The 18942-nt window shown below is 73.1% G+C and carries 19 protein-coding genes; 5 read left to right on the forward strand and 14 right to left on the reverse strand.

Annotated features, from left to right (window positions below; genetic code table 11):
- Positions 1–104: 104 nt before the first annotated feature.
- A complete protein-coding gene (gene groES, locus P4R38_RS02750) occupies positions 105–398 on the reverse strand; it encodes a co-chaperone GroES (RefSeq protein WP_275239843.1) in 294 nt (97 codons plus the stop codon).
- Positions 399–620: 222 nt separating this feature from the next.
- Positions 621–1022, reverse strand: coding sequence for a winged helix-turn-helix transcriptional regulator (locus tag P4R38_RS02755; protein WP_277190943.1), 402 nt, complete (start codon positions 1020–1022; stop codon positions 621–623).
- Between the two features lie 112 nt (positions 1023–1134).
- Between P4R38_RS02755 and P4R38_RS02760 the strand changes: the two genes are divergently transcribed.
- Complete coding sequence (locus P4R38_RS02760) at positions 1135–2034, forward strand: NADP-dependent oxidoreductase (RefSeq protein ID WP_277190944.1); 900 nt, start codon at positions 1135–1137, stop codon at positions 2032–2034.
- Positions 2035–2073: 39 nt separating this feature from the next.
- Here P4R38_RS02760 and P4R38_RS02765 read toward each other — a convergent pair whose 3' ends face one another.
- Positions 2074–3051 (reverse strand): ribose-phosphate diphosphokinase, encoded by a 978-nt coding sequence (locus P4R38_RS02765; protein ID WP_277190945.1) that lies wholly within the window; start codon positions 3049–3051, stop codon positions 2074–2076.
- Positions 3052–3187: 136 nt separating this feature from the next.
- Here P4R38_RS02765 and P4R38_RS02770 point away from each other — a divergent pair, with 136 nt between their 5' ends.
- Together P4R38_RS02770 and P4R38_RS02775 are read left to right on the forward strand one after the other, a co-directional pair.
- On the forward strand, positions 3188–4411 hold the full coding sequence (locus tag P4R38_RS02770) for a class I SAM-dependent methyltransferase (protein ID WP_277190946.1): 1224 nt from the start codon (positions 3188–3190) through the stop codon (positions 4409–4411).
- Between the two features lie 27 nt (positions 4412–4438).
- Entirely contained in the window at positions 4439–5107 is a 669-nt protein-coding gene (locus tag P4R38_RS02775) for a DUF4064 domain-containing protein (protein ID WP_277190947.1), read from the forward strand.
- Here the strand turns inward: P4R38_RS02775 and P4R38_RS02780 are convergent.
- From P4R38_RS02780 to glmS, 10 genes are all read right to left on the reverse strand, one after another.
- Positions 5104–6846: a glycoside hydrolase family 3 protein gene (locus P4R38_RS02780; RefSeq protein ID WP_277190948.1), complete on the reverse strand. Its 1743-nt coding sequence runs from the start codon at positions 6844–6846 to the stop codon at positions 5104–5106. The two genes, P4R38_RS02775 and P4R38_RS02780, sit on opposite strands and share 4 nt — an antisense overlap.
- 14 nt (positions 6847–6860) lie before the next feature.
- Positions 6861–7919 (reverse strand): tRNA (adenosine(37)-N6)-threonylcarbamoyltransferase complex transferase subunit TsaD, encoded by a 1059-nt coding sequence (tsaD, locus tag P4R38_RS02785; RefSeq protein WP_277190949.1) that lies wholly within the window; start codon positions 7917–7919, stop codon positions 6861–6863.
- The gene (gene rimI / locus P4R38_RS02790; RefSeq protein ID WP_277190950.1) at positions 7912–8382 is read right to left on the reverse strand and encodes a ribosomal protein S18-alanine N-acetyltransferase; all 471 of its coding nucleotides are present in this window, start codon (positions 8380–8382) and stop codon (positions 7912–7914) included. Before rimI ends, tsaD begins: the two co-directional genes overlap by 8 nt.
- The gene (gene tsaB, locus P4R38_RS02795) at positions 8379–9044 is read right to left on the reverse strand and encodes a tRNA (adenosine(37)-N6)-threonylcarbamoyltransferase complex dimerization subunit type 1 TsaB (RefSeq protein WP_277190951.1); all 666 of its coding nucleotides are present in this window, start codon (positions 9042–9044) and stop codon (positions 8379–8381) included. The genes rimI and tsaB overlap by 4 nt, the downstream gene beginning before the upstream one ends.
- Before the next feature lie 64 nt (positions 9045–9108).
- Positions 9109–9570: a tRNA (adenosine(37)-N6)-threonylcarbamoyltransferase complex ATPase subunit type 1 TsaE gene (gene tsaE / locus P4R38_RS02800; RefSeq protein ID WP_277190952.1), complete on the reverse strand. Its 462-nt coding sequence runs from the start codon at positions 9568–9570 to the stop codon at positions 9109–9111.
- Entirely contained in the window at positions 9563–10720 is a 1158-nt protein-coding gene (locus tag P4R38_RS02805) for an alpha/beta fold hydrolase (protein WP_277190953.1), read from the reverse strand. The genes tsaE and P4R38_RS02805 overlap by 8 nt, the downstream gene beginning before the upstream one ends.
- An 81-nt stretch (positions 10721–10801) precedes the next feature.
- Entirely contained in the window at positions 10802–11983 is a 1182-nt protein-coding gene (alr, locus tag P4R38_RS02810) for an alanine racemase (protein ID WP_409201231.1), read from the reverse strand.
- A gap of 152 nt (positions 11984–12135) precedes the next feature.
- Positions 12136–13596: an NAD(P)H-hydrate dehydratase gene (locus P4R38_RS02815; RefSeq protein ID WP_277190954.1), complete on the reverse strand. Its 1461-nt coding sequence runs from the start codon at positions 13594–13596 to the stop codon at positions 12136–12138.
- A 10-nt stretch (positions 13597–13606) separates the two neighbouring features.
- Positions 13607–13957: a holo-ACP synthase gene (locus P4R38_RS02820; protein WP_277190955.1), complete on the reverse strand. Its 351-nt coding sequence runs from the start codon at positions 13955–13957 to the stop codon at positions 13607–13609.
- Positions 13958–14054: 97 nt separating this feature from the next.
- Entirely contained in the window at positions 14055–15908 is a 1854-nt protein-coding gene (glmS, locus tag P4R38_RS02825) for a glutamine--fructose-6-phosphate transaminase (isomerizing) (RefSeq protein WP_277190956.1), read from the reverse strand.
- Here glmS and coaA point away from each other — a divergent pair.
- Positions 15907–16950, forward strand: coding sequence for a type I pantothenate kinase (gene coaA / locus P4R38_RS02830; RefSeq protein WP_409201229.1), 1044 nt, complete (start codon positions 15907–15909; stop codon positions 16948–16950). The two genes, glmS and coaA, sit on opposite strands and share 2 nt — an antisense overlap.
- 39 nt (positions 16951–16989) lie before the next feature.
- Here coaA and P4R38_RS02835 read toward each other — a convergent pair whose 3' ends face one another.
- A complete protein-coding gene (locus tag P4R38_RS02835; protein ID WP_275239866.1) occupies positions 16990–17379 on the reverse strand; it encodes a hypothetical protein in 390 nt (129 codons plus the stop codon).
- Positions 17380–17496: 117 nt separating this feature from the next.
- Between P4R38_RS02835 and P4R38_RS02840 the strand changes: the two genes are divergently transcribed.
- Complete coding sequence (locus tag P4R38_RS02840) at positions 17497–18897, forward strand: class II fumarate hydratase (protein WP_277190958.1); 1401 nt, start codon at positions 17497–17499, stop codon at positions 18895–18897.
- Positions 18898–18942: the final 45 nt, after the last annotated feature.

The raw sequence follows: 18942 nt of genomic DNA on the forward strand, positions 1-18942 counted from the left end.
TGCGTACCTTCCGAGTCAGTGTGGTGAGGGTGTACGCCGAACGCCCCGACTCCCGGCTGCGCGGCAGCGGGACCGGGGCGCTCGTCGTACTGAGGTGGATCGGCTCAGCCGAGGACCGCGAGCACGTCGCGGGCCGAGAGGATGAGCAGCTCCTCGCCGGCGTACTTCACCTCGGTGCCGCCGTACTTGCTGTAGATGACCTTGTCGCCGACCGCGACGTCGAGCGGGACACGCTGGCCGTTGTCGTCGATGCGACCCGGACCGATGGCCAGGACCTCGCCCTCCTGGGGCTTCTCCTTGGCGGTGTCCGGGATGACCAGACCGGATGCGGTCGTCTGCTCGGCCTCGACCGACTTGACCACGATGCGGTCCTCGAGCGGCTTGATGTTCACCGACACGGTGTGACCTTCCTTGTGCGTGCAGGGCCTGCCCTGGCGGGCAGGGATGGATGCTTGCCGCCTGGGTCGTTGCCCGCTGGTCCCGTGCGCCGCCGTCGCGGGGGTCGACGCTCGTCCGTGGCTGGCACTTGCCCCAGGCGAGTGCCAGGTCTGAATCTAAAACGCGGCTGGCACTCGGTCAACTCGAGTGCCAGATCCGGGCGCCGTGGTGAGCAGTCCGGCTCAGGCGGTACGCCGGTCGTAGTCGTCCTGGTGGACCTGGACCTGGTCCATGTGGGTCTCGGCCCACGCCTTCATCTGGCCGACGACCACCAGCAACGACCGGCCGAGCTCGGTGATGGCGTACTCCACCGTGACGGGGACGGTGGGCGTGACCGTGCGAGTGATCAGGCCGTCGCGTTCCAGCGAGCGGAGCGTCTGGGTCAGCATCTTCTGGCTGACGCCGGCGATGTGGCGCGAGATCTCGGAGTAGCGCAGGTCGCCCTCCCCCAGCGTGCACAGCACCAGGGTCACCCACTTGTCGGTGAGCCGGTCCAGCAGCCGGCGGCTCTTGCACTGGGCCATGAAGGCGTCGTACTCGACCTTGGCCTCGGCACGACGGCCCGCTGCGGTCCTGGTGGCCATGGCTGCTCCGTTCTGATCGTTACGCACTTCCAGGTACGTACTTACCAAAAGAGAGTAGACCCTCGAAGGTGGTGCTCGTTCGGTTCCAGATATCGAGAAGGGAAGCGCCACCATGCGTGCAGCAGTCGTACGAACCCCCGGCGAGGGCATCCAGATCATCGACGTCCCGACGCCTGCAATCGGAGCGGGCGACATCCGGGTCCGGGTCCTCGCGGCGACGGTGAACCCCGTCGACATCCAGACCGCCCGCGGCACGTTCCACGAGATCGGCTGGATCGACCAGCCCGAGCACACGGGCCTCGGTTGGGACGTCGCCGGAGAGGTGACGGCGCTGGGCAGCGACGTGCACGGCCTGACCGTCGGCACCCGGGTCGCCGCCCTGTCTGCCGGCGTGGACAAGCCGCTCGGTCCGTACGCCGAGGAGGTCATCGTGCCCACATCGGCCGCGGCACCACTCCCCGCAGGACTCGACCCCGTCGAAGCGGCAACCGTGCCGCTGAACGCCCTCACCGCGTCGCAGGCCCTGGACCTCCTCGGCGACCCCGCAGGACGAACCCTGCTCGTCACCGGAGCGGCCGGCGCAGTCGGTGGGTATGCCGTCCGGCTGGGCGTCGCCCGCGGTTGGACGGTCGTCGGTCTCGGGCGACCGACGGACACCGCGACCATCGAGGAGGCCGGGGCGGCACCGGCCACCTCGCTGGACGAGGTGTCGCCGGTGGACGCCACCTTCGACCCGGCCGCGCTCGCCGAGGCCGCCCTGGCTGTCACGCGCGATGGCGGCCACTACGTCGGCGTCCTCCCGCCGCTCGTCCCGGCGTCGGAGCGCGGTATCCGCACCGAGGCTGTCGACGTCCACGAGGACGCAGCGGAGCTCGCCCGCCTGCTGCGGCTGACGGCCACCGGTGAGCTGCCGGCCCGCGTGCACGCGGTCGCACCGCTCGATGAGGTGAACGAGGTGCACGAGAAGGTGGCGGGCGGCGGCGTACGCGGTCGGTACGTGATCGTCCCCTGACCGCCCCAGCGGTAGCGGCCGCCACGACAACGGCGGCCGCTACCCGAGCGGGAGCCTGGCGTCCGGGGGTGCGTGCGTCGGGTCGACGCCGTCGAACAGGCTGCTGACTGACTCACCGGCGTGGATGCGCGCGATGGCCTTCGCGAACAGGTCGGCCACCGAACGCACCTGCAGCTGCGGCCAGTCCGGCGCCGGCACGGTGTCGGTGGTGACGACCTCCTGGATCATCGGATGGGTACTCAGCCGCTCCACTGCCGGACCGGCGAACAGGCCGTGCGTGCAGGCGATCGCCGCCTCCGTACAGCCGAACTCCTTCAGCCGGTCCATCAGCTCCACCACCGAGCCGCCGGTCGCGATCTCGTCGTCCAGCACGATCGCGCGCTTGCCGGTGACGTCGCCGACGATGGCGTCGATGACCACCTTGTCGTCCGCCTTGCGCTGCTTGCTGCCGGCGGCGACGGGCAGCCCGAGCAGCCGGGCGAACAGCGTGGCGGTCTTGGCGTTGCCGAGGTCGGGCGAGACGACCACGGTGTCGCTCAGGTCGCGCCCGCGGAAGTGGTCGGCGAGCACGCCGATGGCGGTCAGGTGGTCGACCGGGACGGAGAAGAAGCCGTGCACCTGCGGGGCGTGCAGCGCCATGGTCAGGACCCGGCTCACCCCGGAGGTCGCGAGCAGGTCGGCGACCAGGCGGCCACCCAACGAGATCCGTGAGGCGTCCTTCTTGTCCGACCTGGCGTACGCGTAGTGCGGGATGACCGCCGTGATCTGGGCCGCCGAGGCACCCTTGGCCGCGTCGATCATCAGCAGCAGCTCCATCAGGTGCTCCTGCGTCGGCGGGACGAGGGGCTGGACGATGTAGACGTCGCGCTGCCGGCAGTTGGCGAGCAGCCGAGCCTGCAGGCAGTCGTTGCTGAAGCGCGTGATCTCGACCTCGGAGAGCGGCACTCCGAGGGCGCCCGAGATGCTGCCCGCGAGTCGGGGATGAGCCGAGCCGGAGAAGACCACGATGTCGCGCACGGGAGGAGCTCCTTGAACGTGCCAGGGCCGATACCTCGGAGACTAGTCCGGACCTGCGCCGGTGCGCGCGTTCCGGTCCGCGCCGTGGACCGGCCGGCCCGCCCACCGGGAGCCGTCGTGCGCCAGAATGCCGGCCATGGACCTTGCGCTCGTACGCCGGCTCACCTCGGGTGAGGGCTGGGGACTGCTGCAGTCCCTCCCGCCGTACGACGCGAAGGAGGCCCTCGGACTCGGGGTCCGGCTGCGGGAGGCGGGATTCCCGGCGGACCTGGTGGCGGCCGCGCTGACCCAGTCCGAGCTGCGGGCGCGGGCGGCGGACAAGCTCGGCTCGTCCGCGGCGGAGATGCTGCTGACGCGGGACGGGCTCGAGCAGGCCACCCGCCGGCCCGTGGCGGAGGCCCACGCCCGGCGGTTCGCGGAGGCGGGCGTACGCCACGTGCTCGATCTGGGCTGCGGGATCGGTTCGGACGCCATGGCTTTCGCGGACTGCGACCTGCAGGTGGACGCGGTGGACGCCGACGAGGTGACCGCCGCGATCGCCGCCGTGAACCTGCGCCCGTGGGAGCACGCCCGGGTGGAGCACATGCACGCCGAGCAGGTCAGCCTGCCCCGCGGCGAGGCCGCCCGTGGCGTCGGCGTGTGGCTGGACCCCGCACGGCGTACCCCCGGTGTCGCGGACATCTCCGGTCGGACGCGCCGCCTGTTCCGGCTGGAGGACCTGAGCCCGAGCTGGCACGTGGTCCGCGACATCGCCGGTCGCGCGCCTGCGGTCGCTGCGAAGCTCTCCCCCGCGTTCCCGCACGCCCAGCTGCCGGCGGGAGCGGAGGCGGAGTGGGTCTCCTACGACGGCGAGGTCGTCGAGTGCGCGGTCTGGTGGGGGTCGCTGGTCCGCCGGCCCGGACGCACTGCGCACGTGCTCGGCCCCCGGGTGGACGCGGTCGTGACCGAGGCCGACGCGGTGGACGCCGACCCGACCCTGGCCGAGCTGGGGCGGCTGAATCCGTACCTGTACGAACCGGATCGAGCGATCATCCGATCCGGTCTCGTCGGCGCGCTGGTCAACGCGGTCGGCGGCCGCGAGCTCGCGACCGGGCTGGGGTACGTCAACGCGGCGCACGAGCTGCGGCTGCCGTGGGCCCGCCGGTACGCCGTGACCGACGTGATCCCGTACAACGTCAAGGGGCTGCGGGCGCTGCTGCGTGACCGGGACGCCGGCCGGGTCACGATCAAGAAGCGCGGCGTCTCGATCGACGCCGACCAGCTGCGCCGCCAGCTGCGGCTGTCCGGCAGCCAGGAGGTCACCGTGGTCCTCACCCGGTTGCGCCAGGCGCAGGTCGCCCTCGTGGTCACCCCGTTCTGATCCCGGCCGACTGCCTACACTCTGCGCATGTCGCACACTTCCGACGATCCGTACGCGCCGCCGCCCGAGAACAACGCCGGAGGCCAGCAGCCGCAGTATGGGCAGAATCCGCCTCAGTACGGGCAGAACCCGACCCAGCCCCAGTACGGCCAGAACCCCCCGCAGTACGGCCAGAACCCCCCGCAGTACGGGCAGAGCCCGACCCAGCCTCAGTACGGCCAGCAGCCCGGGTACCCGGCCGCGCCCGGCTACGACCCGGGGCAGTACCCGTACGGCGGTTACGGCCAGGGACAGCCGGCGGGGCCCGTCGGTCGCCCCGGCACGCTGCTGGCCGCGAGCATCCTCACCTGGATCGGGTCCGGGCTCGGGATCCTGGTCGGCCTCGTGCTGATGGTCGCCTCGGGGTCCTCGGAGTTCCGGGACCAGCTGGACGACGTCGAGCCGGGAGCGGTCGCTGCGATCGGCGGCGTCATCCTGGCCATCTGCGTCGTCTCCGCGCTCATGGCGTTCTTCGCGTTCAAGGGTCACCGGTGGGCCGTCATCGTGCTGACGGTGCTCGGCGCGCTGTTCATGCTCGGCGCCATCAGCTCCCTCGCCCAGGGCAACGGCGGCGGGATCGTCAGCCTGGCGTGGATCGGGGCGGCCGTCGGCCTCTTCTGGGCCACACCGTCACGACAGTTCTACGCCCGCCGCTAGCAGCCCGACCCGGCCTTCCAGCGCCCCACGGCCACCGGCAGCCTGCCGGTGGCCTTCCGCTTGCCCGTCAGCACCTCGACGACCGCCTGGAAGGTCTCCGGCGTCCGCCCGTACGCGGCGATGCGGGTCGCGCCGGCCGGCCCACCACGCAGCGCGTACGGGGTGTCGAGACCGACCATCACCCGACCCGTACCGCCCTGCGAGCCGCTGGACTCACCGGTGCCGGCGTTGTACGCGCCACCTCCGAGCAGCCGCACCGTGGTGCCGCTGCCGACGCGCAGCCCCGCTCGGCGGGCGGCGGCGCCGAAGCGGCTGCGGTCGGCCTGGGTCCCTCCGGAGATCCGGACGCCGCCGGTGACGGCCGCGGCGCCGCACGGGCCGGAGATCTGGGTGACCGAGGCGCGCGCGAGTGCGAGCGCGTCGGCGTGATGCGCGCCGACCGCGGAGGCGGGCGGCTGCTGCGCCGAGCCCGCCCGACGCATGGTCGCGACGATCCGCGCCGCCGACTCGACCAGCCGGTCCCGGGTGAGCTGCCCCGACGCGACGGCCTTGGTCAGAGCCGTGACGGAGGCGCCGGGGTCGGCGGGCATCAGCAGGACGTCCGCGCCCGCGGCGACGGCCTGCACCGCGCCGCGGCCCGAGCCGTACCGCTGGTCGACCGCGCCCATCTGCAGCGCGTCGGTGACGATCAGGCCCTTGAACCCCAGCTGCTGCCGCAGCAGCCCGGTCAGCACGGGGCGGCTCATCGTGGACGGCGCGCCGGCGTCGAGCGCGTCCAGCACGATGTGGGCCGACATGACGGCCGGAGCGCCGTCGCGCACCAGGGCTTGGAACGGCACGAGGTCGCGTCCCCGCAGCGCGTCCAGGGAGGCCCGCTGGCGGGGCAGGCCGATGTGGCTGTCGGTGGTGACCGAGCCGTGGCCCGGGAAGTGCTTCGCGACGGGGACGACGCCGGCCTGGGCGTAGCCACGCGCCTGCGCCGTGGCCGTACGCGCCACCCGCTGCGGGTCCGAGCCCGGGGAGCGGACGCCGATCGTGGGGTCCTGCGCGCCGATGGTGACGTCCGCGTCGGGCGAGAAGACCATCGTCATGCCCAGCGCCCGCAGCTCCTCGCCGATGCCGTGCGCCACCCGCGTCGCGAGGGCGGGGTCGTCCGCTGCGCCGTACGCCATCCCCGACGGCAGCTCCGTGACCGGTGCACCCAGCCGAGCGACGGGGCCGCCCTCCTGGTCCACCGAGACGATCGCCGGCCAGTCCCGGCCGTCGGCGCGCATCGCCTGCTGTGCACGTTCGGCACCGGAGCGCAGGCCGCTGACGAGCGAGGCGCTGCTCGGCACGTTGCCGGGGAAGAGGATCACGCCGCCGAGGTGGTCGCCGCTGATGGCGCGGGCCGCCGCGTCCGGGCTGCTGCCGTCGTAGAAGCCGACGATCAGCTGAGCCGCGAGCCGCTCGGTCGGGAGGCGGCTGACGTCCTTGCGTGCGGCGGCGAGCTCGGCGTCGGTCGGGACGCCGACGCCGGTGGGTGCGGGCGCGCTCGAGGACGGCCCAGCGGTGGGAGGCACCGGCGCCGTGGGCGCCGTGGGCGCCGTGCGGGTCGGGCTCGCGCTCCGAGCCGTGGAGAAGGTCGACGTCGCCGGAGCGGCGGCACCGTCGTCCCCGCCCGAACAGCTCGCCAGCAGCGCCGCGACGCAGACCGCACCGGCGGCCCGAGACAGCAGACCGCCACGGGTCGATGGCACGGACCGCGACCGGGTCATGCCTGGACGCTCGCCACTGGCAGCGAGGAGTCGGCCGGCAGGGCCAAGTCGGACGGCGGCAGACCACGCATCACCATCTGCGAGCCGAGGGCGGCCACCATCGCGCCGTTGTCGGTACACAGCCGGATCCGCGGGACCCGCAGCCGGATGCCCGCCTCGGCGCAGCGCTTCTCGGCCAGCTCGCGCAGCTGGGTGTTCGCCGTGACGCCGCCGCCGATCTGCAGGTCGGAGATGCCGAGCTCGGTGCAGGCCAGGACGGCCTTGCGGGTGAGGACGTCCGCCACCGCATGGCTGAAGCTCGCCGCAACGTCCGCGACGGGCACCGGCTCGCCGGCCCGCTCACGCGCCTCGACCCACCGGACCACGGCGGTCTTGAGCCCGGAGAAGGAGTAGTCGAAGCGGTGGCGCTCCATGTCCTTGCGCGAGGTCAGACCGCGCGGGAACGCGATGGCCTCGGGGTCGCCGTCCCGCGCCGCGCGGTCGATGTGCGGCCCACCCGGGTAGGGCAGACCGAGCACCCGCGCGACCTTGTCGTACGCCTCGCCGGCCGCGTCGTCGATCGTGGAGCCGAGCTCCTCGACGTCGGAGGCGATGTCCCGCACCACGAGCAGGTTGGTGTGGCCGCCGGACACCAGCAGCGCGACCGTCGGCTCCGGTAGCGGGCCGTGGTCGAGGACGTCGGCGCACACGTGCGCGGCCAGGTGGTTGACGCCGTACAGCGGCTTGTCGAGGCACAGGGCCAGCGCCTTCGCACTCGCGACGCCCACCATGAGCGCACCGGCGAGCCCGGGCCCGGACGTGACCGCGATCGCGTCGACGTCGTCCAGCCGGTGACCGGCCTCGGCGCTCGCGCGCTCCAGCATCGGAATCATCGACTCCAGGTGCGCGCGGCTCGCGACCTCGGGGACGACGCCGCCGAAGCGGGCGTGCTCGTCCACGCTGCTCGCCAGGGCGTCGCCGACGAGCGTGGTGCCGCGCACGAACGCCACACCCGTCTCGTCGCAGCTGGACTCGATGCCGAGGACCAGTGGTTCGTCGGTCGTCGCGTCAGACATGGGACGCACCTCCGTTCAGCAGCCGGCGCAGGATCAGAGCGTCCACGTCACCCGGCTGGTAGTAGCGGCGACGCACCGAGATCTGCTCGAAACCGTTGCGGTCGTACAGCTTTCGGGCCGAGACGTTGTCGGCGCGCACCTCGAGCATGAGCGACTCCGCTCCGCTACCGGTGGCCGTGGTCACCATCCAGTCGAGCAGGCGCTGACCGAGGCCGCTCCTCTGAGCGTCCGGCGCGACGGCGACGGTCATCACGTCGGCGACGTCACCGCCCTGGTCGACACCGGCGTACCCGACGACCTTCGCCTCGCGCTCGGCCACGACGTACGCGCGACGCGGGCGGCCGGCGAGCTCGCCCCACCAGCTGTTCGCGGTCCAGGCGTCGTCGGCGAAGAGCTCGCGCTCCAGCTCGACCAGCCGGTCGATGTCCTGCCAGCGCATCTCGCGCAGCGCGGTCGCGGTCACGGCGTCACCGGCGTGCGCTCGGCCTGGGGAACCGCGTCGGGTCGGCGCAGGTAGAGCGGCTGCGGTTCCAGCAGCGACTCGCCGCGGCGGAGGGCGCCGGTCACGAACGTCGCGAGCGCGCCGGCGCTGACGTCCAGCTGGGGCAGTGCGTGCGGAAGCGCCTCGGGGTACAGCTCGGTGCCGCGGCCGGCGGTGGGCAGGCCGCGCAGGTGTCCCGGCAGCTCGGCCGGGCGCGCGACGTCGGGGCCGTCGGTGCGGCGGACGCCCTCGTCGGTGACGTCGTACGCGGCCCAGTAGACCTCTTTGCGCCGTGCGTCCGTCGCGACCAGGAACCGCCGGGTCTGGCCGGCGGCGAACGTCGCGTGCGCGAGGGCGTCCAGGCTGCAGACGCCGTGGACGGGAACGCCGAGCGCCAGGCCCATGGTGCGTGCGGTGACGATGCCGACGCGCAGGCCGGTGAACGGGCCGGGCCCGACGCCGACCGCGACGGCGCTCAGGTCGCGCGGACGCAGCCCGGCCTCGCGCAGCACGTCGCGGATCGTCGGGGTCAGCAGCTCGGTGTGACGCCGGGTGTCGGTGTGCGCCTGCTCGGCGACGACGGTCGCGCCGTCGTGAACGGCGACCGTGACCGCCTGCGTGGCGGTGTCGATGGCGAGAAGCACGCCCGCCAGGCTAACCAGCGAGGCCGCCTCTCACCGAATCCACGCGGTCGTGGAGGCCGATCCGTCAGCGGAGCGCGTCCAGGACCGCGTCCCAGCGCGGACCGGTACCCACCAGCTCGATCCGACGCTCGTCGTCGCCCGACAACGTGACCGTGAGGTACTCCTCGTTCAGGCTCTCGGCGAGCCCGGCGCCCCACTCGACGATCGTCACCGCGTCGTCCAGCTCGGCGTCCAGGTCCAGGTCGTCCAGCTCGGCCGAGCCGTGCAGCCGGTAGGCGTCGACGTGCACCAGCTCGGGTCCGTCGCCGAGCGGTGGGTGGACGCGGGCGACCACGAACGTCGGGGACGTGATGGGTCCGCGGACGTCGAGACCGCGGGCGATGCCCTGGGTCATCGTCGTCTTGCCGGCGCCCAGGCCCCCGGTGAGGACGAGCAGGTCACCGGCGCGCAGCAGTGCCCCCAACCGCTCGCCGAACGACTGCGTCGCGTCGGCGTCCGGCGTCGCGACGACGAGGCGGTCAGACACCGGCACGCCCCCGCGAGCGTCCAGCCGTCCCGCGTCGCCGTCCGGTCAGGTCGGTGACGGTGCGCCGGACGCGTGGGCGGCGGCGCGGCCGCTCGACGGCGCGGTCGGCCCGCTGGAGCAGCGCGAGCAGCTGCTCGTTGACCAGGTCCGGGTGCTCCAGCATCAGGACGTGCCCGCCGCTGGTGACGACCACGTGCTCCGCGCCGGGGACCGCGGCGACGATCGCCTCGGAGTGGTCCGGCGGGGTGAGCCGGTCCTCGGTGCCGTTCATCACCAGCGTCTCGACGCCGTCCAGCGCGGTGAGCCCGTCGAACCGGTGGTGCTCCATCAGCGTCGGGAGGAACGCGCCGATCACGTGCAGCCGGGTGGCGAAGATCATGTCCGCAGTGAGCCGGATGATCGAGCGCGGGACGTGCGAGGCGAACGAGAAATGGTGGACCGCGAGCTCCTCGACCTCCTGCCCTGCCCGCAGGGCCTGCCGGACCAGGTCCTGCTGGTTGGCCAGGCGCGAGACCGCGGACGGCCCGAGGCGGTGCACGACGGCGCCGAGGTGCTGGCCGAGGCCCCAGTCGACGTTGCGGAGCCCGCCGGCGCTGGTCGACAGCAGCCCGACACCGATGACGCGCTCGCGCATGACCTCCGGGTGCTGCTCGGCGAACGCCATCACCGCCATGCCGCCCATGGAGTGGCCGATCAGCACGATCTCGCCCTCGGGGGTCGTCTCGCGGATGACCGCGGCGAGGTCGTCACCCAGCTGACCGACCTCGTACGAGGAGTCCTCCCCCTCCTCCGACCGGCCGTGGCCGCGGTGGTCCCACAGGACGATCCGGTAGCCCGCCTCGCGCAGCGCCCGCCGCTGGAACACCCAGCCGGTGAGGTTGAGCGTGTACCCGTGGGTGAGGACCACCGTCGTACGGCTCGACGCGTCGTCGCGCGCGTGATCGATCTCGACGTGCAGCGGGACGCCGTCGGCGGCGATGACGACGCGCTCCTCGTCCGGGGTCTCGACGTAGTCGCAGCCGTCGTCCGGGGGGCGCTCGGTGCGCCGGTTCCGGACGAGCTGCCCGACGGCCAGGCCGGCGACGCCCGCAGCACCCGCCACGGCCGCTCCGACTCCCCAGCGCAGTGCGCTCTGTCGTGTCGACGTCACGCGGGCCAGTGTCGCAGCAACCCCACCGCGTCCCGGTGAGGACCCGGTCACACGGCCGTCCGCCGGCCGGCCGGGCACCTGTCAGCCGACCGGTCGACCCGCCTCGTGACCGGCGGAGTCCCCGACGTAGATCCGCGGCAGACGGGTGCTCATCCGCGTCACGATCTCGTAGGAGATGGTGCCCGCGGCGTCCGCCCAGTCCTGGGCGGTGGGCTCGCCGCCGTCACCGGGGCCGAGCAGCACGACCGGCTCCCCCGCCTCGACGGGCAGGTCGCCCACGTCGACGACGAACTGGTCCATGCACACCCGCCCCGCGACGGTGAACCGCTGCCCGGCGACCTGCACCGGCCCGACGTTCGACGCGTGCCTCGGGACGCCGTCGGCGTACCCCATCGGCACGTCGACCAGCGTCGTCTCGTGCTCGGTGACGTACGTGTGCCCGTAGCTGACGCCCTGGCCGGCCGGGACCCGCTTGGCGACGGTGGCGCGCGCCGTCACGGTCATCGCCGGCCGCAACCCGAAGTCGGCCGGGTCGCCGAGCTGCGGGACGGGGCTCAGCCCGTACACCGCCAGGCCCGGGCGAACCATGTCCCAGGCCGCCGACGGGGTGGTCAGCGTGGCCGCCGAGTTGGACATGTGGCGTACCTGCAGCCGCAGCCCCGCGCGCTCGGCGTCCTCGACCCGCTCGGCGAACAGCTGCTGCTGCTGGAGCACGGTCGGGTGCTCCGGGGCGTCGGCGTACGCGAAGTGGGTGAAGATGCCGACGACCTCGACCGCGCCCTCCGCCTGGAGCCGCGCCGCTGCGTCGCGCAGGAGGTCCCAGTCCTTGCCGTACGCGCCGTTGCGGGCCAGGCCGGTGTCGGCCTTGAGCTGGACCCGGGCCGTCCGCCCGGCCGCGCGGGCCGCCTCGGCGACCTGCTCGATCTCCCAGACCGCGGGCACCCCGATGTCGATGCCCTGCTGGATCGCGGGGCCGAAGTCGACGCCCGGCGCGTGCAGCCAGGTGAGCAGGGGTGCATCGATCCCGGCCGCCCGCAGCTGCAGCGCCTCGGACAGCTGAGCCACGCCCAGCCATCCGGCGCCTCCGCGCAGCGCCGCGCGGGCACTGGGCACCAACCCGTGGCCGTACGCGTCGCCCTTGACCACGGCCATCACGCTCGCGTCCCCTGCGCGCCGGCTCAGCTCGGCCACGTTGTGCGCGATGGCGTCGAGATCGATGGTGACCCACGCGGTCATCTGGTCTGTGCTCACCGGCCCAAGCATGCACCACCGCCACAGCCGACCCTGGCCGCTGCTCATCTGCGACCGCTGAAGAGCAGATCCGGGCGCGCGGCCCTGCCCGACCGGGGCCGCTTTCCACGACATCGCGGCACCGGGGCCCTGCCTGTCCGGGGCGACGACCGCTCGGCGGCCGGTCAGCGGCGCAGGAGGCGAGCGACCGTACGACCGAGCTGGTGAGCGACGTCCATCGCCCGGACCGGACCGCCGGGGTTCGCGTCGTCGGCGGCGACACCGTGCACGAGGGCGGCGACCGAGCCGGCGTCCAGGGGCGACAGGCCGCTGGCCAGCAGCGCCCCGGCGAGGCCGGCCAGGACGTCCCCGGAGCCGGCCGTCGCGAGCCAGGCGGGCGCGTCCGACTGGGTCCGGACCGGGAGCCCGGCCGAGGACGGTGGCACGACCGCCGTCACGGCGCCCTTGAGCAGCACCGTCACGTCGAGGTGGTCGGCGACCCGCCGCGCGATCTCGACCGGCGCCCGGCGTACGGCGTCGTCGGGCAGGTCACCGAGCTCGAGCCGGCGCGCCAGCCGCAGCAGCTCACCGGCGTGCGGGGTCAGCAGGGTCGGCGCGGAGCGGGACTCCTCCAGCAGGTCCAGGCCACCGGCGTCCAGCAGGACCGGGAGGTCGGACTCCAGGGCCTCCCGCACGACGCGCAGCTGGTCGTCGTCGGCGTTCTCGGCATCCAGGCCGGACCCGATCGCCCACGCCTGGACGCGGCCCTCCCCGAACACGCACTCCGGCACGAGCGAGCGCAGCAGGTCCGTCGGACGGCGCGGGCCGACGTACCGCACCATGCCGACCCCGGCGGTGACGGCGGCGGTGACGTTCATGACCGGGGCGCCGGTGTACTGCTCGCCGCCGGCCACGACGCCCAGGACGCCGCGGGAGTACTTGTCGTCGGTCGGCGTCGGCACCGGCCACAGCCGCGCGACGTCCTCGTAGGTGAGGCGCTCGACGGCGGGCGACGACGGCTCGGGCACCCCGATGTCGACCACCGTCAGCAGGCCGGTTGCCGGCTCCGTCGGCGGCATCAGGTGCACCGGCTTGGTCAGGCCGAAGGTGACCGTCTCGTCGGCGTACACCGCGTCCGAGGCGACCAGACCGGCCGGGTCCGCCCCGGAGGGCAGGTCGACCGCGATGACGTACGCGTCGTCGGAGACGAGGTCCGGCAGAGCGGCGAGGTGGTCCGGCAGGCCCGGACGCCCGCCGATGCCGGTCACTCCGTCGAGGATCAGGTCGGCCTCACCGAGCGCGGTCCGCACCTCGCCGGGAGCCGCGCCGTCGCGCCACTCCAGCACGATCGCCCCAGCGTCGCGCGCAGCGGCGAGGGCGGCCTCGTGCGCCCGCGACCCGACCAGGACGACCACGACGGGATGCCCCGCCTCGGCCAGCAGGGCACCGGCGTACAGGGCGTCGCCGCCGTTGTCCCCCGACCCGGCGAGCACGACCACGGCGTCGCTGTCGCGCTCCTCCAGCCGCGCTCGCGCCACCCCGGCGAGTCCGGTCGCGGCGCGCTGCATCAGCTCGCCGTCGGCCAGGCCCTCCATCGCGGCGCTCTCGGCGGCCCGGACGTCTTCGACGGAGTAGGCCCGAATCATGGTGGTACTCCTAGCCTTCGGCGATCACGACGGCCGAGGCGATGCCGGCGTCGTGACTGATCGACAGGTGCAGGTGAGTCACTCCGAGGTCGGCCGCGCGCGCACGTACGGTGCCCGCGGTCACCAGCTCGGGCTGCCCGCCGTCGCGCCGGACGACCGTCACGTCCGTCCAGTGCAGCCCGGACGGGGCACCGAGCGCCTTCGCGAGCGCCTCCTTGGCCGCGAACCGGGCGGCGAGGGAGTTGATCGGCAGGTCGGACTCCTCGACGGTGAACAGCCGGGCGCGCAGCATGGGCGTGCGCTCCAGCGTCTGCTCGAAGCGCGCGACGTCGACCACGTCGATCCCGACCCCGACGATCATCCGCCGGCCATCGCTGCTCGAACTGCGTCTGGTGTTCCTGACCGTGTTCGAGCTGCGTCAGGAACACCAGACGCAGTTCGAGCGGCAGGCCGGGCGATCACTCGACCGTGACGGACTTGGCGAGGTTGCGCGGCTGGTCGACGTCCAGACCCTTGGCCGTGGACAGGTGCAGGGCGAACACCTGCAGCGGGACGACGGTGAGCAGCGGCGCGAGCATCGGCGAGGTCGCGGGCACCCGGATGATCTCGTCGGCGAACGGCTCGACGGCCGTGTCGCCCTCCTGCGCGATGACCAGCGTGCGGGCGCCGCGGGCCCGGATCTCCTGGATGTTGGAGACGACCTTGCCGTGCAGCCCGTGCGGCGTGTCCGGGCCGGGAACGACGATGAACACCGGCTGCCCGGGCTCGATCAGCGCGATCGGGCCGTGCTTGAGCTCGCCGGCGGCGAACCCCTCCGCGTGGATGTACGCCAGCTCCTTCAGCTTCAGCGCGCCCTCCATGGCGACGGGGTACCCGACGTGCCGGCCCAGGAACAGCACCGACCGGGTGTCGGCCATGAACCGGGCGATCTCCCGCACGCGGCCCATCGATCCGAGCAGCTGCTCGATCTTGCCCGGGACCTGGTGCAGCTCCTTCAGCACGGCCGCGGCGTCGTCGGCGTACGAGCCGCCCCGCAGCTGAGCCAGGTAGAGGCCCAGGACGTAGCAGGCGGTGATCTGGGCCAGGAACGCCTTGGTCGAGGCGACGGCGATCTCGGGACCGGCGTGGGTGTAGAGGACGGCGTCGGACTCGCGCGGGATGGTCGAGCCGTGCGTGTTGCACACCGAGACGGTGAGGGCGCCGAGGTCGCGGGCGTGCTTGACGGCCATCAGTGTGTCCATGGTCTCGCCGGACTGGCTGATGGACACCACCAGCGTCCGCTCGCTGACGATCGGCTCGCAGTAGCGGAACTCGTGGGCGAGCGCGACCTCGACGGGGATGCGGGTCCAGTGCTCGATGGCGTACTTGGCTACCATGCCGGCGTACGCGGCCGTCCCGCACGCGACGATCGTGATGCGGTCGATGTCCTTCAGCTGCTGCTCGGAGATGCGCAGCTCGTCCAGGACGAGGTGACCGTCCTCGTCCGTACGCCCGAGCAGCGTGTCGCCGACGGCGTGCGGCTGCTCGTGGATCTCCTTCTCCATGAAGGTGTCGTAGCCGCCCTTCTCGGCGGCCGCGGCGTCCCAGGTGACCTCGAAGGCCTTGCCCTGCGCGGGCGTCCCGTCGAAGTTCACGACGGTCGCACCGGCCGGGGTGATGGTGACGATCTGGTCCTGCTCCAGTTCCAGGGCGTTACGGGTGTAGCCGATGAACGCGGCCACGTCGGAGCCCAGGAAGTTCTCCCCGTCGCCGAGGCCGACGACCAGCGGCGAGTTGCGGCGGGCGCCGACCACGACGTCCGGCGCGTCGGCGTGCACCGCGAGCAGGGTGAACGCCCCCTCCAGCCGCGCCACGACCGACCGCATTGCCTCGGTGAGATCGCCGTCGTACGCGCGGGCCAGCAGCTGGGCGACGACCTCGGTGTCGGTCTCGGAGGCGAACGCGACGCCCTCGTCCAGCAGCTCGCCCTTCAGCGAGTGGAAGTTCTCGATGATGCCGTTGTGGATGACGGCGAGCTTGCCGTCGGTGCCGCCGCGGTGCGGGTGGGCGTTCGCGTCGGTCGGGCCGCCGTGGGTCGCCCAGCGGGTGTGGCCGATCCCGGTGCTCGACGCCTCGAGCGGCTGCTCCTCCAGGACCGCGCGCAGGTTGGCGAGCTTGCCGGCCTTCTTCCGGGTCGAGACGTGATCGCCGTCGACCAGGGCCACTCCGGCCGAGTCGTACCCGCGGTACTCCAGGCGGGCGAGCCCCTCCAGCACGACGTCCAGGGCTTTGCCGTCGGCACTGCTGCCGACGTATCCGACGATTCCACACATGCCCGGCAGCCTAGAGCCTCCGCCGAGTGCTCCCGTTCACGCCAGTGGTTCCGGCTGCTGGCACCATGGTCGCGTGACTCGACACACCGGAGAGCTCGCCGTCCCGCTGCTGCCGTCGCCGTACGTGCAGCTGGACCGCGAGGACTGGGCACGGCTGCGCAAGGCCCACCCGATGAGCCTGGACGCCGCCGACGTCGAGCGCCTCTCCGGTCTCGGCGAGCCCGTCGACCTGCGCGAGGTCGAGGAGATCTACCTGCCGCTGTCGCGGCTGCTGAACTTCTACGTGGGCGCGACGTCCGGGCTGCACCGGGTGACGTCGTCCTTCCTCGGGGAGCAGCCGGCCAAGACGCCGTTCGTCATCGGCATCGCCGGGTCCGTCGCGGTCGGCAAGTCCACCACCGCGCGAGTGCTGCGCGAGCTGCTCTCCCGCTGGGAGGACACCCCGCGCGTCGAGCTCATCACCACCGACGGCTTCCTGCTGCCCAACTCCGAGCTCGAGCGCCGAGGCCTGCTGGAACGCAAGGGTTTTCCCGAGTCGTACGACCGGCGCGCCCTGGTCCGCTTCGTCTCGGAGGTGAAGTCCGGCAAGCCCGAGGTGACCGCGCCCGTCTACTCACACCTCTCGTACGACATCGTCCCGGACGAGCAGATCGTGGTCCGCCGTCCGGACGTCCTCATCGTCGAGGGCCTCAACGTCCTGCAGCCGGCCACCTCGACCGCCGAGCTGCGCTCGACCCTCGCCCTGTCGGACTTCTTCGACTTCTCCGTGTACGTCGACGCCGCCGAGCGCGACATCCGGCGCTGGTACGTCGACCGGTTCCTCTCCCTGCGTGAGACCGCCTTCGCCGACCCGCAGTCCTACTTCCACCGGTTCGCGTCGCTGTCGGACGACGACGCGGTCGACCTCGCCACGAAGATCTGGGAGTCGATCAACCACCCGAACCTGTCGGACAACATCGAGCCGACCCGCACTCGCGCCACGCTGGTGATGCAGAAGGGCGCCGACCACGCGGTGCAGCAGGTCCTGCTGCGCAAGCTCTGAGCGCGTCGCGCACACGCGGTCGGCCGGGCACGCCGTCCGTCAGGACGCCTCGCGCCGCTGCCGGTCGCTGACGTCGTCGATGAACGCACCGTCCTCGTCGACCAGCAGGTCGGCCAGGTCGCCGTGGCGCTCACGCTCCTCCTCGGCCCGCACCTGCCGCTGCGCCGCGCTCGCTCGGCGTCGCCGGGCCCAGGCCAGCATCCAGAGTCCGGCGAACAGGGCGACGACCGCCGCAGTCCCCAGCACGAAGCCGAGCACGCCGAACAGGAAGCGGGCGCCGCTGGTCGCCGCCGCGCCCTCGTCCTGCGACCCGAGGTCCGGAGCGACCCCGCGACCCAGCATCGCGCCGCCGACTCCCGCGAGCACGGAGAGCACGAACGTCGCCACCCAGTAGGTGATCGCGACGGGACGGCGGTGAAGATCGGGCATACCCCCATTCTGCCGCCTGCGCACCCGCGGGGGACGCCAGACCCGCGAGTCGCGGGCGCCCGGCCGCCGGTGGGCGCCCTGGTGACGGGCGTCCGGCCCGGCTCCATGATGGGAGGCATGGCTGACCACGCGACCAGGACCGAGCACGACTCGATGGGTGAGGTGGAGGTGCCGGCGGACGCGCTGTACGGCGCGCAGACCGCCCGGGCCGTCGAGAACTTCCCGATCTCCGGCCAACGGGTGCCGGTCCCGGTGATCCACGCGCTCGCCCGGATCAAGGCGGCCGCAGCGCGGGTCAACGCCGATCTCGGCGTCCTGGACCGCGCCCGGGCCGACGCGGTCGTGGCGGCAGCCACGGCGGTCGCCGACGGGAAGCACGACGACCAGTTCCCGATCGACGTCTTCCAGACCGGCTCGGGGACGTCCACGAACATGAACGTCAACGAGGTCGTCGCCCGGCTCGCCCACCTCGACTCCGGGGCGGACGTCCACCCCAACGACCACGTCAACGCCGGCCAGTCCAGCAACGACACGTTCCCGACCGCGATCCGCGTCGCCGCCGCCTCCGCCCTGGCCGAGCGGCTCGACCCGGCCCTGGCGACGCTGCAGGGCTCGCTGGAGCGCCAGTCGCGTGCGCTCGCCGACGTCGTGAAGTCCGGCCGTACGCACCTGATGGACGCCGTCCCCGTCACCCTCGGCCAAGAGCTCGCGGGGTACGCCCGCCAGATCGAGCTCGGGCGCGCCCGGATCGGCGAGGCGGCCGCGTACGTGCACGAGCTGCCGCTCGGCGGGACGGCCGCCGGTACCGGCCTGAACGCCCGTCCCGGGTTCGCCGCCGCGGTGATCGAGCAGGTCGCGCGGGACACCGGCCTGCCGCTGCGCGAGGCGGCCGACCACTTCGAGGCGCAGTCCACCCAGGACGCCGTGGTCGGGCTCTCCGGCGCGCTGCGGACGCTCGCCGTGTCGCTGACCAAGATCTGCAACGACCTGCGCTGGATGGGGTCCGGGCCGCGTGCAGGCCTCGCCGAGATCCGCCTGCCTGACCTGCAGCCGGGCTCGAGCATCATGCCGGGCAAGGTGAACCCGGTCCTGCCCGAGGCCACGCTCATGGTGTGCGCCCAGGTGATCGGGCACGACGCGACGATCACGGCGGCCGGGGCGAGCGGCGCGTTCGAGCTGAATGTCATGCTGCCGGTCATCGCCCGAGCGGTGATGGAGCAGATCGAGTTCCTCGCCGGTGCGTGCACCGCCCTCGCGACCCGGTGCATCGACGGCATCACCGCCGATGAGGAGCGCTGCCGCACGTACGCGGAGTCCTCACCCTCGATCGTGACGCCGCTCAACGCCTTCATCGGGTACGAGGCCGCAGCCGCCGTGGCGAAGCAGGCGCTGGCGCAGGGACGCACGATCCGCGAGGTCGTGATCGACCGGGGGCACGTGGAGTCCGGCGAGCTCACCGAGGAGCAGCTGGACCGAGCCCTCGACGTCCTGGCCATGGCCAAGGGCGGTCACGGCTGACCCGCCGCCGGGTGGGGAGACGCCGGCCCGCCTTCCTCGAGGAAA

Origin of the sequence: Luteipulveratus flavus, from assembly GCF_029439465.1 — a bacterium.
GTDB lineage: Bacteria > Actinomycetota > Actinomycetes > Actinomycetales > Dermatophilaceae > Luteipulveratus > Luteipulveratus flavus.